Annotated in this window: 12 protein-coding genes; 8 read left to right on the top strand and 4 right to left on the bottom strand. The window is 42.2% G+C overall.

The features are described from left to right. Positions 1-16 precede the first annotated feature (16 nt). Both AC20OE_RS14380 and AC20OE_RS14375 read left to right on the top strand, forming a co-directional pair. Complete coding sequence (locus tag AC20OE_RS14380; RefSeq protein WP_487268922.1) at positions 17-1540, top strand: acyl-CoA carboxylase subunit beta; 1524 nt, start codon at positions 17-19, stop codon at positions 1538-1540. A gap of 13 nt (positions 1541-1553) precedes the next feature. Continuing rightward, positions 1554-3488 carry an AMP-binding protein gene (locus tag AC20OE_RS14375; protein ID WP_487268921.1) on the top strand — a complete coding sequence of 645 codons (1935 nt, stop codon included), beginning with the start codon at positions 1554-1556 and terminating at the stop codon, positions 3486-3488. A 28-nt stretch (positions 3489-3516) separates the two neighbouring features. Here AC20OE_RS14375 and cysI read toward each other — a convergent pair whose 3' ends face one another. Both cysI and AC20OE_RS14365 read right to left on the bottom strand, forming a co-directional pair. Beyond that, entirely contained in the window at positions 3517-5235 is a 1719-nt protein-coding gene (cysI, locus tag AC20OE_RS14370; protein WP_059377376.1) for an assimilatory sulfite reductase (NADPH) hemoprotein subunit, read from the bottom strand. A gap of 33 nt (positions 5236-5268) precedes the next feature. Beyond that, the gene (locus AC20OE_RS14365; RefSeq protein WP_487268920.1) at positions 5269-7089 is read right to left on the bottom strand and encodes an assimilatory sulfite reductase (NADPH) flavoprotein subunit; all 1821 of its coding nucleotides are present in this window, start codon (positions 7087-7089) and stop codon (positions 5269-5271) included. Positions 7090-7269: 180 nt separating this feature from the next. Between AC20OE_RS14365 and AC20OE_RS14360 the strand changes: the two genes are divergently transcribed. Then, complete coding sequence (locus AC20OE_RS14360) at positions 7270-7950, top strand: hypothetical protein (protein ID WP_372555849.1); 681 nt, start codon at positions 7270-7272, stop codon at positions 7948-7950. An 18-nt stretch (positions 7951-7968) separates the two neighbouring features. After that, the gene (locus AC20OE_RS14355; protein ID WP_082672247.1) at positions 7969-8115 is read left to right on the top strand and encodes a DUF3221 domain-containing protein; all 147 of its coding nucleotides are present in this window, start codon (positions 7969-7971) and stop codon (positions 8113-8115) included. Between the two features lie 69 nt (positions 8116-8184). Here the strand turns inward: AC20OE_RS14355 and AC20OE_RS14350 are convergent, their stop codons facing one another. Further along, positions 8185-9612, bottom strand: coding sequence for an aldehyde dehydrogenase family protein (locus tag AC20OE_RS14350; RefSeq protein WP_039179097.1), 1428 nt, complete (start codon positions 9610-9612; stop codon positions 8185-8187). 212 nt (positions 9613-9824) lie between these two features. Between AC20OE_RS14350 and AC20OE_RS14345 the strand changes: the two genes are divergently transcribed. From AC20OE_RS14345 to AC20OE_RS14335, 3 genes are read left to right on the top strand one after another with little or no spacing between them, the layout of a single operon-like run. Continuing rightward, the gene (locus tag AC20OE_RS14345; RefSeq protein ID WP_039183136.1) at positions 9825-10250 is read left to right on the top strand and encodes a DMT family transporter; all 426 of its coding nucleotides are present in this window, start codon (positions 9825-9827) and stop codon (positions 10248-10250) included. 13 nt (positions 10251-10263) lie between these two features. Then, positions 10264-10944 (top strand): Crp/Fnr family transcriptional regulator, encoded by a 681-nt coding sequence (locus AC20OE_RS14340; RefSeq protein ID WP_487268919.1) that lies wholly within the window; start codon positions 10264-10266, stop codon positions 10942-10944. A gap of 21 nt (positions 10945-10965) precedes the next feature. Continuing rightward, positions 10966-11451, top strand: a complete 486-nt coding sequence (locus AC20OE_RS14335; protein ID WP_144491282.1) for a DMT family transporter — start codon at positions 10966-10968, stop codon at positions 11449-11451. A 7-nt stretch (positions 11452-11458) separates the two neighbouring features. On the opposite strand, the gene AC20OE_RS14330 is transcribed toward AC20OE_RS14335, so the two are convergent. Then, complete coding sequence (locus AC20OE_RS14330) at positions 11459-12865, bottom strand: phospholipase D-like domain-containing protein (RefSeq protein WP_487268918.1); 1407 nt, start codon at positions 12863-12865, stop codon at positions 11459-11461. Between the two features lie 159 nt (positions 12866-13024). On the opposite strand from AC20OE_RS14330, the gene AC20OE_RS14325 reads away from it, so the two are divergent. Continuing rightward, positions 13025-13801, top strand: a complete 777-nt coding sequence (locus tag AC20OE_RS14325) for a MurR/RpiR family transcriptional regulator (RefSeq protein WP_024425669.1) — start codon at positions 13025-13027, stop codon at positions 13799-13801. Positions 13802-13893: the final 92 nt, after the last annotated feature.

The following is a 13893-nucleotide window of genomic DNA, read 5'->3' as shown; positions in this document are numbered from 1 at the left end:
AGAAAGGGGAATGGGTATGATCGAAGAATATGAACTCAAAAAACAGCAGATTCTCAAAGGCGGGGCCGAGCGATACCATCAAAAAAACAAAGAAAAAGGAAAATTGTTCGTCCGTGACCGCCTCCAGTTGTTATTAGATGAGGATTCTTTCATTGAGGATGCCATGTTTGCCGAGTGTCAAGATGAACATTTACCAGCAGATGGTGTTGTCACAGGGACGGGGCGAATGAATGGGCAGACGGTTTGCGTCATGGCAAATGATTCTACCGTCAAAGCAGGATCATGGGGCGTCAAAACGGTAGAAAAAATCATTAGAATCCAAGAAACAGCCGAAAAACTCAACTGTCCGATGCTGTATTTAGTCGACTCTGCGGGTGCTAGAATCACCGATCAAATCGCCATGTTTCCAGGCAGAAGAGGTGCAGGCCGCATTTTTTATAACCAGGTAAAGCTATCTGGACGTATTCCGCAAATTTGTTTACTATTTGGTCCTTCTGCAGCCGGAGGTGCTTACATTCCTGCTTTTTGTGACATCGTCGTCATGGTCGAAGGGAATGCCTCAATGTATTTAGGCTCACCGCGAATGGCCGAAATGGTGATTGGAGAGAAAGTATCACTTGAAGAAATGGGCGGGGCGAAAATGCATTGCAGCATTTCTGGATGCGGCGATATTTTAGCAAAAACAGAAGAAGAAGCCATTCAAATCGCTCGCACCTATTTAACTTACATGCCTGCCAATTATACAGAAAAACCAAAACGAACAGCCGAAAAAGCACCTAAATCATCAGAGATTACCATTCAAGAACTCATCCCTAAAGGGCAGAATACCCCTTTTGATATGTATCAGCTTATTGATTTACTCATTGATGAAGGATCATTTTTTGAAATCAAAAAGCTATTTGCTGCAGAGCTGATCACATGCTTTGGCCGTATGAATGGTCAGCCTGTCGGTCTTATTGCCAACCAGCCGAGGGTAAAAGGCGGCGTTTTATTCCATGACTCGGCTGACAAAGCCGCCAAGTTTATTCAGCTATGTGACGCCTTTCATATTCCGCTCCTTTTTCTTGCGGATATACCGGGGTTTATGATCGGAACAAAAGTGGAACAAGCAGGGATTATTAGGCATGGGGCGAAAATGATCTCCGCCATGTCAGAGGCAACCGTTCCGAAAATATCCGTCATTGTTCGTAAAGCATATGGTGCAGGTTTATATGCAATGGCAGGACCAGCCTTTGAACCGGACTGCTGTCTCGCACTTCCATCAGCACAAATTGCTGTCATGGGGCCAGAAGCCGCTGTAAATGCTGTCTATGCGAATAAAATTGCCGAACTGCCTGTAGAAGAGAGGGCGGCATTTATACAAGAGAAACGCAAGGAATACCAGGAAGATATGAATATATATGAGCTTGCCTCAGAAATGATTGTCGATGGTGTCATCCCATTTGACCATTTGCGAGATGAGCTTTGTCATAGATTACAAGCCTATACCTCAAAAGAGATGACATTTACAAGACGAAAACACCCGGTTTATCCGGTCTAAAGGGGGCGGCCTCATGATGAACCAAAAACCAGCGTGGATCCCCGAAGAGCAGATGATGAAACAAACACGTCTTTACAAATGGATGCATTCACTTGGTTTTTCTACTTACGATGCGTTCTATCAAGCTAGTATCGAGCATACCGATTGGTTTTGGAGAGAAGCTGAAAAGGCGGTCGGCACCGTGTGGAAGGAGCCGTATGAAGCCGCATTAGGCCAAGATTCATTCATGTGGCCCAATTGGTTTAAAGGCGGCCGGCTCAACGTGGTCGAAACGGCTGTTGACAAATGGGCAGAAGATGAAGAAACCCAGCATCAACCAGCCGTGATTTGGAGAAATGAAGCGGGAGAAGAAAGAAGATGGACGTTTCTCGAACTTCAGGAAAAGGTCAATCGTCTCGCTGCTGGTTTTTTGAAGAAGGGAATTCAAAAAGGGGATGTGGCGGTCATTTATATGCCGATGCTTCCGGAAACGGCTGCCGTCATGCTTGCCTTTGCAAAGATTGGTGTCATCTTTAGCCCAGTTTTTTCTGGCTATGGAAGCGAGCCTCTTGCCGTACGTATTCGTGCATCGGGGGCAAGCATTGTCGTCACAGGGTCGAGCGTGACGCGCCGGGGAAAAACGATCAACATGCGGGAATGTGCGGCAGAAGCAATCGACAAAACCAAGACCGTCAAAACAGTCATTGTACACGCTTCCTCTCCTACTGGATATAAAGAGGATATCAAGCTAAACGATTTGTTAAAAGAAGAACCACTAAGTGAAACGACTTATCTTTCAAATGAAGATCCTCTTATGATCTTATACACGTCTGGAACAACCGGTACACCAAAAGGGGCTGTTCATACCCACGCAGGCTTTCCTGTAAAAGCGGCTTTTGATGCTGGTCTTTGTATGGATGTTGCAAAAGGAGACCGCTTGTTTTGGCTCACAGACATGGGATGGATGATGGGGCCATTTCTCGTTTTTGGCGGCTTGATCAATGGAGCTGCAATTGTTTTATATGACGGCGCTCCCGATTATCCAGATGAACAGCACCTTTGGTCATTCATCCACGAGCAAAAAGTCACCCATTTTGGACTTTCACCTACTTTTGTACGTTCTGCAATGCAGCAAAACCTTGCAGACATTGAGCTACCGCATGTCAAAGCCATCATTTCTACAGGTGAACCGTGGAATGAAGCACCATGGCAATGGCTTTTTGACACAATTGGTCAAAAGCACATTCCGATCTTAAATTACTCAGGGGGAACAGAGGTTTCTGGCGGTATTGTAGGAAGTACGCTGCTTCGTCCAATCAAACCGATCCTTTTTAATGCGGCAATCTTAGGAATGGCGGCAGATGTGTTTAATGAGGCAGGAGAGAGCGTGATGAATGAGGTAGGGGAGCTTGTTGTGAAAAAGCCATGGGTCGGTATGACATGTGGATTTTGGAAAGATCCGGAGCGATATGAAGACACATATTTCAAACGATTTGATGGGGTGTGGACACACGGTGATTGGGTGATGCAATCAGAGGATGGCGCATTCCATATCACGGGCAGATCGGATGATGTCATTAATACAGCCGGAAAACGCATCGGTCCAGCTGAAATTGAATCCATTCTTGTCGGGCATCCAGCCGTACATGAGGCTGCTGTGATTGGAGTCAAGGATGAGGTGAAGGGAGAAGCACTTGTTTGTTTCGTCGTAGCCAGATTACAGTCTTTCGAAGAAGCAGCACTCATTTCAGAGCTTAAAACTCATGTTGGTTCATATGCGGGGAAAGCGCTCACTCCAAAGGAAATTCATCTCATTTCAGCTTTACCGAAAACAAGAAACGGAAAAATCGTCCGGCGTTTATTAAAAGGCGCGTATGAGCAGCAGCCTTCACCAGATCTATCTTCTTTAGATAATCCGAATGTCTACAAATGCATTTGCGAATACTTGAAAAGGAAACAAAGTATATAAAAAAAGACAGGAGAGATCCCTGTCTTTTTTATTGCACATGAAAATTCGTGCCATCTGTTGTTGCTTTTACAATTCCTGCCCGAATCACAAAATCACCGAAATGTTCATCCTCTTCACGTTCTTTTGCATAGCGGGGGAGAAGAGAGCCAAGCTCGTTTAAAATGTCTTCTTCTCCAACATTTTCTCGGTACAGTTTACTTAATCTGCTGCCATCGAAAGCAGCGCCTAGATACATATTGTATTTGCCAGGTGATTTCCCGATAAAGCCAATTTCACCTAGTGCATGACGGGCGCATCCATTTGGACATCCAGTCATACGAATCGTGATTTCTTTATCACTTAAGCCGTTTTCTTCGACAATCTCTTCAATTTTGTCAATTAAGCGCGGGAGGTAGCGTTCTGCTTCTGCCATCGCTAAACCACATGTTGGAAGAGAAACACAAGCCATTGAACTGCGGCGCAGTGCCGAGTGCTGCTGGCCAGCTGATAAACCGAACTCCTGAATGAGCTGCTCGATTTGTTTCTTTTTATGCGTTGTGACATTTCCAATCATTAAATTTTGATTCGCTGTTAAGCGGAAGTCACCTGTATGAATCTTTGCGATTTCACGGATGCCTGTCATCAGCGGGTAGTCATCGTAATCCGTGATGCGGCCGCCTTCTACAAACATCGTATAATGCCATCTGCCATTGATGCCTTTTACCCAGCCATAGCGGTCACCGTTATGATCAAAGTGGTAATCTCTTGCGTCTAAAAGGGTAAACCCTAGGCGGCGTTCAAGCTCTTCTTTTACATTCTCAAGACCGAGACGGTCCACTGTATATTTAAAGCGGGCATTTTTTCTCACCGAACGGTTTCCGTAGTCACGTTGAATGGTGATCACTTGTTTGGCAATCTCTACAACTTGTTCCGGTGTACAAAAGCCAATCACTTTTGCAAGCTGAGGATAGGTCGCTGTATCACCATGCGTCATGCCCATTCCGCCGCCAATCGCGACATTAAAGCCGACTAATTGATCATTTTCAATAATCGCAATGAAGCCTAAATCCTGCGAAAAGACATCTATATCGTTAGCAGGAGGGACCGCCACACCAATCTTGAATTTTCTTGGCAGATAAAGTGGACCATACATCGGCTCAACCTCTGTATCAGGCGTTGCCGCTACTTTTTCCTCATCGAGCCAAATTTCATGATATGCTCTTGTTTGCGGAAGCAGGTCATCACTTAATTTTTTGGCGAGCTCGTATACGTCATGGTGCACTTCTGATTGATAGGGATTTGACGTACACATGACATTACGGTTCACATCGCCGCAAGCAGCGATTGTATCAAGCATAGTAGAGTGGATGTCTTGAATGGTCTTTTTCATGTTCCATTTTAAAATACCGTGAAGCTGAAAGGTTTCGCGCGTTGTCAGCTTTAACGTTCCATTTCCGTATTTGTGAGCAAGCTCATCCATCACTAGCCACTGCTTGGATGTGGCGATTCCGCCAGGGAGGCGGACACGCAGCATAAATTGATAAGCAGGCTCAAGCTTTTGTTTTTGCCGTTCATTTCTCAGGTCACGATCATCCTGTAAATAACTGCCGTGATGCTTCATCAGGCGGTTGTCATCATCAGGAATACCCGCTGAAATCGGATCAAGCATCACTTCTTTTAATGTACCCCGTAAATAATCACTTTTTTCTTTGATTTCCTCTACGTCGCTCGGAGGTCCATCCGGCGCTGTTAATGCTGTCTTCACCATGTAAGTAAAAGCTCCTTTCTCTCAAGCATTCAATCAATATACGTCACGCTGATAGCGTTTTTGCTGCTGCAAGTTGGCTAGATAGCTTTCTGCTTTCTCTTTGCTCATCGCACCTTCTTCTTGGATGATTGATAGAAGGGTATCATGAACATCATGCGCCATATGTTTTTCATCTCCGCAGACATATACATAGGCACCTTGTTCCAGCCATTCGAATAATTCTTTACTTTGTTTCTTCATTTGGTGCTGGACATATACTTTTTCCTCTGAATCTCTTGAAAAAGCCACATCCATTTTCGTTAACACACCATCTTTTAACCACTTTTGCCATTCGGTTTGATATAAGAAATCCGTCACAAAGTGCTGATCACCGAAGAACAACCATGACTTTCCATCTGCACCGACTTCCTCACGCTCCTGCATAAATGAACGGAAAGGGGCGATACCTGTGCCTGGTCCCACCATAATGATCGGTGCATCATGGTTTTCAGGAAGCTTAAAGTTTTGATTGTGCTGGATATAAACAGGCAGCTTATCACCTGGCTCTAAGCGCTCCGCACATAAGATTGAGCAAACACCTTGACGTTCTCTTCCGTGAGCATCATATCTCACAGCACCGATCGTCAAATGAACTTCTTCTTCATTTGCTTTAAGGCTGCTTGCAATGGAATAAAGGCGTGCAGGAATTTTTCTTAAAATCGCAGCGAAGTCTGCCGCTGTTCCTTCAAAAGGACCGAAATCACGAGCAGCATCTACTAAATCTCTTCCTGCTATATACGCTTTCAGCTTTTCTTCGCTTCCTTCTTCTAAAAGGGCCTGCAAGGCTTCGCTTTTTGTGAAGGACGACATCTTTTGAAGAAGAGGTTTTGTTAATACGGTAATCTCAAAATGAGAGGTGAGTGCTTCTTTTAAAGGAAGTGTGTCGCCGTTTTTATGAACGGTGACGGTTTCCTCTGCATTCCATCCACATGTTGTGATCAGTTCATCAACAAGCGCAGGATCATTTGTAGGATAAATACCAAGGCTGTCACCTGGCTCATAAACAAGTCCTGATCCTTCAAGAGAAAGCTCCAAATGACGGGTTTCTTTATTAGAGCCGCGGCCATTTAGGTTGATATTTTCAAGCACTTCAGCATAAAAAGGATTTGTTCTTGAGTATTCAGATGCAGCCGTTTGAGTGTTTACTCCTGCTGATTCCTGCTGGGTTGCTGCGGCTTCGCCTTCACTAAGTGAAGATGCCACCCCTTGAAGCCATTCAGAAAACGGCTCATCATAATCAAGGTCACAGTCCACTCGATCGACAAGACGCGTTCCGCCAAGCTCTTTTAAACGCTCATCAAATTCTTTACCTGTTTGACAGAAGAATTCGTAAGAGCTGTCACCAAGTGAAAGGACAGAAAAGCTTAAATGATCAAGCTTTGGTGCACGTCTGCCGTGAACATATTCATGGAAAGAAAGGGCATTATCAGGCGGATCTCCCTCGCCATGTGTGCTGACGATGATTAGTAAATTGTTTATTTTTTTCAGACTATTTGGTTTAAAATCTGACATAGAAGAGAGCGTCACTTGAAAACCTTTCTCTTCAAGATGCTGCGCTGTCTTTTTTGCTAACCCTTCAGAATTGCCTGTTTGCGAGCCATAAAGCACGGTCACATCTTTGCTGACAGGCTGCGCTGGTGCTGCAGCAGAAGGAGAAGGGGTTTGGGCAGTATTTTCTAATCCGGTTAAAGCTGCCTGTGCTGATAAATAACCGGTAAGCCAAATTTTTTGCTGATCTGTTAAAGTCGGAAGCAGCTGATTAAGCAGTTCTGCCTGCTGCTGACTAAACGGACTGTTCAATACATGAAGTTGCAACGATATCCACCTCACAAGGAATATAAACATAGATTAATTCGATAGGAATTATATATATAGGTTCAATTTGAACTTTACCGAAAGTTTGCCATTAAGTAAAATATATAATATTGATTGTCATGATTAAGATTTCTAATACCTTTGCAAAGTGAAATTAGTTTATTCTGTCAAGGAGGAAATATGAGTATTATTAGAGATTTGGAAGATCCAAAAGTTAAGTTTAAATTAGCAAAGAAGGTGTCTATCTATAGAAAGGAATTAGAAAAATTAAATCTGAATCAAGTTGCAGATCTTCGAATTTATGCGAAAGATAAATATGAGAGAGCTGCCAATTTTTCCGCAAAAGCTTCAATTATAACAATAACAATTGTGCCAGCATTTTTATTTTTGAACTCCTACTTTAATTCATATTTTAACTATGGATTAGATTTTATTACTAAAAAGCACAAAACTAACGATTCGAAATTGCAAAATGCTTTCGATGAAATTTCAATCAATATAATGGATACTTATCTGAATATCGCTTTAAGTATATTGTTATGTGTTTTTATTGTTCTTATCAGTAGAAGATTTGATGTTTCCAAAACAAATAAACTTTTTAATTTAATTGATGAAATATATGACATGAAATTAAAACGAGAGGAACAATTTCAAAAGGATTATAAACAAATGCAAAAGAGAAGAGCTATGAATTGGAAGATAATTTCTTGTGTTCATTATTCTGACCGTTTCGAGATTTTAATGAAATCTCCAAATCGAAAAGAAGCTGAATTTTTTATGTTCTATGAATTAGATCATATTAAAGAGGTTGAAGTAATTTTTGGGATCAGTGGAAAAGTGAATTCACGATCATTATTATAGTCACCACTTTAAACCCCAATGACTTTTTTATGTTCTGATTTAACGAAAGTAGATTCTAAAAAGCTGTCACAGGGTCAAACGATTGAGGTTTGGTTTGATGAGTTACAAGAATCGGCTCCTCCTAAAGCAACGGTCAAAAAATATCACATCATGATGGATAAGTAGGGGAGCAGGGGCAGATTCTTTCTATCATGAAAAAGGAGAAAAACCCTAAGGTTTTTCTCCTTTCTCAAATTATGCTGTTGGAAGTCCCATCACAGCTTTCACTTCTAAATATTCTTCGATTCCGAAGTCTCCCCATTCTCTTCCGATACCAGATTGCTTAAAGCCGCCAAACGGGGCAAAGTAATCTGTTTCGGCATTGTTAATGGTAATTTGACCGGCACGAATATGTTCAGCTACATATTTTAATGTTTTTTCATCTTTTCCAACCACATATCCAGCAAGACCGTACACTGTATCATTGGCAATCTCAAGGGCATGATCCAGGTCTTGATATGTGATCACACTCATGACGGGTCCGAATATTTCCTCTTGCGCAATGGTCATATCATTTTTCACATTTGTGAAAATAGTATGCTTGGCAAAATATCCTTTGTCTAGTCCGTCCGGCTTCCCAGTTCCCCCAGCAAGCAGATTGGCACCTTCTTGAATTCCTTTTTCAATATAAGACTGCACGGTATCCCACTGCTTTTTGGAGACAAGCGGGCCAGTGGCGTGATCTTCTCGCGGATCACCAACTGTAAACTTCGGCAGGGCATTCAGCAGCGCTTTTTCAAATGCGTCTTTCATTGATTCAGGAATCAGCACACGTGTAGCTGCGGAACATACTTGACCTGTATTCATCGCAATATGATGAACGGCTGTTTCGGCTGCCTCATCCACATCTGCATCATCTAAGACGATAAGAGGGGATTTACCGCCGAGCTCAAGAGCCACTTTCTTAATATTGTCTGCAGCGTTCTCCATTATTTTAGAGCCGACAGCACCTGATCCAGTAAATGAAACAAAGTCAATATCAGGGTGTGAGCTAATGCCGTCACCAATGACGTCACCAGTTCCGTTAACTAGGTTGAAGACTCCTTTTGGTACGCCTGCTTCATTAATGATGTCTGCAAGAATCATTGCGGCAAAAGGTGTAATTTCCGCAGGCTTTAAGACGACTGGTGAACCTGCTGCAATGGCACCTGCGATTTTAAGTGATGTTTGATTCGTTGGGAAATTCCAAGGTGTAATCAATCCGCTGACACCAATCGCTTCTTTTATAATGGTATGCCCGCCGCGGTCCTCAGTAAATGTATAAGATTTAAGTGCTTCCGCTGCTTTAGAAAAATGTTCATGTCCCATTTTGTAATGAACCTCTTCTGATACTTTCAGCGGTGCACCGAGCTCTTGTGTCATGACTTCTATCAGTTCATCCTTACGTTTTTCGTAGCCGCGCACAATGTTTTCAAGCATCTTTACGCGTTCATTTCGAGATGTTTTTGAGAAAGAAGGGAAGGCGGCACGAGCAGCTTTGACTGCCTTATCTAAATCTTCTTTTGTACCTAAACTAATGGTGCCAATGACTTCCTCTGTAGCAGGATTGATGACTTCCGTCGTTTCGTTTCCTGTTGATGCGATCCATTCTCCGTTAATAAAATGTTTCTCTTGATTTCTCATTCTGACATGTCTCCTTTTTATATGTGATTCCATTCAATATTCTGTTTTCAGGTGATATAAAACTGTACCCACTGTGAAAAATCTAAAACGATGAAACTGTAAAAGAAAAAGTTTCTGATATAATACGCAAAGTGGGACATATGTCCTTTTCAACATCAGGGCATCTATCATTTAATGGAACTAGACTGAAAAAAGAAGGAGCATTTGAACGAATGAAAGGTGTTATTTTCGCTTTATTAGGAGGCGCTTGTATTACACTGCAAGGCGTAGCAAACGCAAGAATCAGCCAGGATATCGGGACATGGCAGGCGGCAACCATCACGCAGCTGACCGGTTTTGTTATCGCACTTATCATTTTACTGATCGTACGTGACGGACATGTTCGAGAATATCGAAAGGTGCAGCCGCTTTATTTAGTAGGCGGCGCATTTGCAGCCATTATTATTTTTAATGAAGTCACTGCGATTCAAATGATCGGTGTCACACTGACGATCGCTGCTTTACTCATTGCACAGCTGGCATTTACCTTTGCAATCGATGCAAAAGGATGGTTTGGTGTACAGAAAAAGAAAATGAAATGGCCGCATTATGCAGGAATTCTATTGATGATCGCGGGTGTAATCATTTTAAAGCTATAAAGGAGGGCGTCAGATGGAAGAGCTTCATGATGAATGTCTATTTTCCTCTTATCTCAAGGCACATCAATTAGAAAACGTCTTTCATCAGAAACTCATATCACATGTCAGCTTATGGCGCTATGAGCAAGGTGAGCTGATTTGTTCAAAGGGAGATCAGAGGGAGCACTTGTACTTGTTAGTAAAAGGGAAATTAAAGATTTTCACCACCACAAAGGAAGGGAAGACCTTTATTCTTTGTTTTAAACATCCTCTTGAAGCGATTGGAGATATTGAATACGTTCAGCAGACAGATATGGTCAATACAGTGGAGGCTGTCACAGAAGTACATATGCTAAGGATTTCTCATCAAGCGCTCATGCGATATGCGAAGGATGACCCCCGCATATTAACCTTTTTATTAAAAGGGATTACAAACAAATTTTATACGAAATCAAACGATTTGAGCTTCCACCTTTTATATCCTGTAGAGGTCAGGCTCGCAAGCTACTTATTGTCTGTGTTAACAGGTGATAACAGTGCGAGCGCACTTCGTCTTACCGATGCGGCGAGCTTAATTGGTACAAGCTATCGTCATATTAACCGGGTGATTCAGCAATTCTGTGAAAAAGGGCTGATAGAGAGGCAAAGAGGCAAGATTACGATTCTTGACCGGAAAGGGCTCTTAGAAATAGCAGAGCACAACATTTATGAATAGAAGAAATGAAGGGATTCAGACATGATCATAGGAATAGGATTAGCCATCGCGGCTGGCGCACTCGTCAGCTTACAAACCATTTTTAACAGTAAGGTCAATGAGCAGACAGGCTCTTGGTCAACAACCACTCTCGTTCTAGGTATGGGCTTTATTGCTTCACTTTTGATGGGGCTTTTGCTAGAAGGAACCGGCATGTTTCAATTAAGACATATGGAAGCGTGGTACTGGATTAGCGGAGCCATTGGAGTAGGGGTGGTCATCTGCCTCGTTCAAGCAATCAAACGTCTTGGTCCGACTTATGGAATCTCAATTGTCCTGATTTCACAGCTTGGCTGCGCGCTTTTGTTCGATTCGCTTGGCTGGCTTGGGTTAGAGAAAGTGGAATTTTCGCCCGCAAAACTATTAGGTGTCATTGTGATTATTGCAGGAATCTTGGTGTTTAAATTGACCAAATTGGAACCAGCAGAAGAAGAGCAATCAGAAGAAAAAGGGCTGCCACAAGAGTAGCTGCCCTTTAGATCAACCGCCGCCATAAAACGGTTATCGCGGATAAACCATTTAAAAGGAGCCTTTTCATCAAAGGCTTTTTTTTCTGCCCATAGCCGTCTGCTTTATAGGCTGCTTTGTCCTTCGCGACGAGAATACTATAGGCGATTTTACGTTCGATTGCCTGAGTAAGTGATAGCGCAAACGGGGCACTATCAATGACCAAAATCGACTCTGTATTTAAAAAACTAGACCTCGCATCTAAATTATATGTTCCAATAATACTTAAATAATCATCAATGACCATCGATTTCGCATGAATGGAATACGGACCTTCATATTCGTACAAATGAACGCCTGTTTTCATCAGTTCCTTTTTCGTGCTTAAGTAGCCTGCAAAAGCTAAAGGATTTGGCGTGGCTGTAAGAGAATTCGTGACAACTGTTGTTTGAATCTCGCTAGCTAATGGAGTGAGGCCGTCCTTCATGGGTCGCGTCGGGATAATATAAGGCGTCTGTATGAGCACAGATCGCTTTGCCCGGTGAGCAAGATCGTTTAATTTTTTCAGTACAAGAGGACGCTTATTGAAGCGCTCCACTGGATTTGTAAAAAATGCAATCTGTTTTACTGAGGTAGTATCTGCTGCCCAATTAAAGGACGACATCACAAAAGGTTCTTTCGTACGCACTGCCTCCTGATAGGATCTAAGCAGTTTCTTTCTTAGTTTTAAGCCTTTTTTTGCTTTTTGCTTGGAGAACACGGCTTTTGTTTTTTTCGTAAAGTTATGATTCCATAAATAAACGAAATATTGCTCCATTTCATCTAATACTTTTCCTTTTTTGTCGTTATAAAGCAGCACATCGCGGTCGAATACAAAGTCTTTCGGCGGCTGATCTGCAAAGTATTTATCACCGATATTTCTTCCGCCCATGACAGCTACTCGGCCATCTGCCAGCAGCAGCTTATCATGAAGGCGGTTATGCCACGTCCATGGCTTAAATAACCGAAAGGGCTCATAAAAACGAATGGCCATGTTCGGATGATTTGCCACGGCATACCGTAAATGCTTCAGCGGTCCACGCAAACTGTGGCAGATGCCGTCTAAAAGCAGCTGAACTTTCACCCCTCGATCAGCTGCTTCAATTAAAGCACCTAGTACCCATTCGGCTGTTTTTCCCTTTTGAATGGAATAATAACTAAGACGGATCATCCTCTTTGCCTCACGAATCATTTGAATTCTGGCCTGGCCAGACTCAAATCCATCGTCAAGAAGCATCACTTGATTTGTGCCCTGATCGTCTCCTGAGATGGAAGAGGCTTTATAGATACAATGTTCTTTGCACGTTTTTTGGATCGGTAAATAAAACAAAACAAATGCGGTCAAAAAGACATAAACGACATAGAGAAGGATCAGATAAAACAAAAGATGAAGCATACGGATCAGCTCCTTTCACATAGACACAACTTTTCCTTAGTTTATGTCAAAAATAAAATTTCACTCATTTTCGCCTTTCACCTAAATACATGACAAAAGAATCATCTTGTTTTTATTGGGCATTTAATTATAGTATGAAATGAGTAGGGGGGAATCGAATTGAACGAATCATTATTTAACATCCCAAGCGATGTATATCAAACGTTAAGTGAAACAGAACGTTATTTACTCAATTATATTCACCAGCATTTAGAGGATATCTCCACCTTATCCATTGTCACTTTAAGCGAAAGAGCCAATGTATCAACAGCCACAATTGTCAGACTGATGAAAAAAATTGGTTATAATGGCTATACATCCTTTAAATATCGATTGAAACAAGAAAAGAAAATGACAGATGCAAGCGACCAGCTCAAGAATATTGATGAAGACATCAAACTAGCGATTCGGAAAAATGAAGAAGAGGTTTTAAAGACGATCCAGCTGCAAAGTATTGGACAAATTGAAGATGCCGTTCAAAAAATACATAATGCAGACAAAATTTATATTTTCGGCAGAGGCTTCTCAGAAATGATCGCCAAAGAGATGACCATCAAATTACAGCTCATCGGGAAAACATGTGAAGTACACGACGATCCAAATATCATTCGGCTGAAATCACGAGACATTGAAAAAAGTGAGCTTGCCATCTTTGTTTCATTAAATGGCGAAACAGCTGAGCTCGTTGAAGCGTGTCAAAACCTCAGCATGAAGCAAGTCACAACTATTACGGTCACGACAAGAATAGATTCTACATTAAGCAAAATATCAGATATGACACTAGTCGGATATAAAGGGGAACAATCTTTTTTCCCAGATTATGAAGTCAGATCCCGCCTGTCTCTCCATGTCATTGCCCGCATTTTACTCGATGCCTATGTGATCCGAATGAAATAACCAATAAGAAAGCCTTCGAGACTTTGATCTAGAAGGCTTTTTCTCATGAAAACCTTTACACATTCTGAAAACATTTTCACTGAATCGTATGA

The organism is Bacillus sp. SRI_025, assembly GCF_057592095.1.
The sequence above is the reverse complement of the archived record's forward strand: the minus strand, read 5'-3'. Positions and strand labels throughout refer to the sequence as shown.

Coding starts and splice junctions, on each gene's coding strand:
- AC20OE_RS14345 (WP_039183136.1), top strand. CDS start 9,825: ATGAAAGGTGTTATTTTCGCTTTATTAGGAGGCGCTTGTATTACACTG.
- cysI (WP_059377376.1), bottom strand. CDS start 5,235: ATGGTGAAGACAGCATTAACAGCGCCGGATGGACCTCCGAGCGACGTA.
- AC20OE_RS14355 (WP_082672247.1), top strand. CDS start 7,969: ATGACTTTTTTATGTTCTGATTTAACGAAAGTAGATTCTAAAAAGCTG.
- AC20OE_RS14375 (WP_487268921.1), top strand. CDS start 1,554: ATGATGAACCAAAAACCAGCGTGGATCCCCGAAGAGCAGATGATGAAA.
- AC20OE_RS14380 (WP_487268922.1), top strand. CDS start 17: ATGATCGAAGAATATGAACTCAAAAAACAGCAGATTCTCAAAGGCGGG.
- AC20OE_RS14335 (WP_144491282.1), top strand. CDS start 10,966: ATGATCATAGGAATAGGATTAGCCATCGCGGCTGGCGCACTCGTCAGC.
- AC20OE_RS14330 (WP_487268918.1), bottom strand. CDS start 12,865: ATGCTTCATCTTTTGTTTTATCTGATCCTTCTCTATGTCGTTTATGTC.
- AC20OE_RS14340 (WP_487268919.1), top strand. CDS start 10,264: ATGGAAGAGCTTCATGATGAATGTCTATTTTCCTCTTATCTCAAGGCA.
- AC20OE_RS14350 (WP_039179097.1), bottom strand. CDS start 9,612: ATGAGAAATCAAGAGAAACATTTTATTAACGGAGAATGGATCGCATCA.
- AC20OE_RS14360 (WP_372555849.1), top strand. CDS start 7,270: ATGAGTATTATTAGAGATTTGGAAGATCCAAAAGTTAAGTTTAAATTA.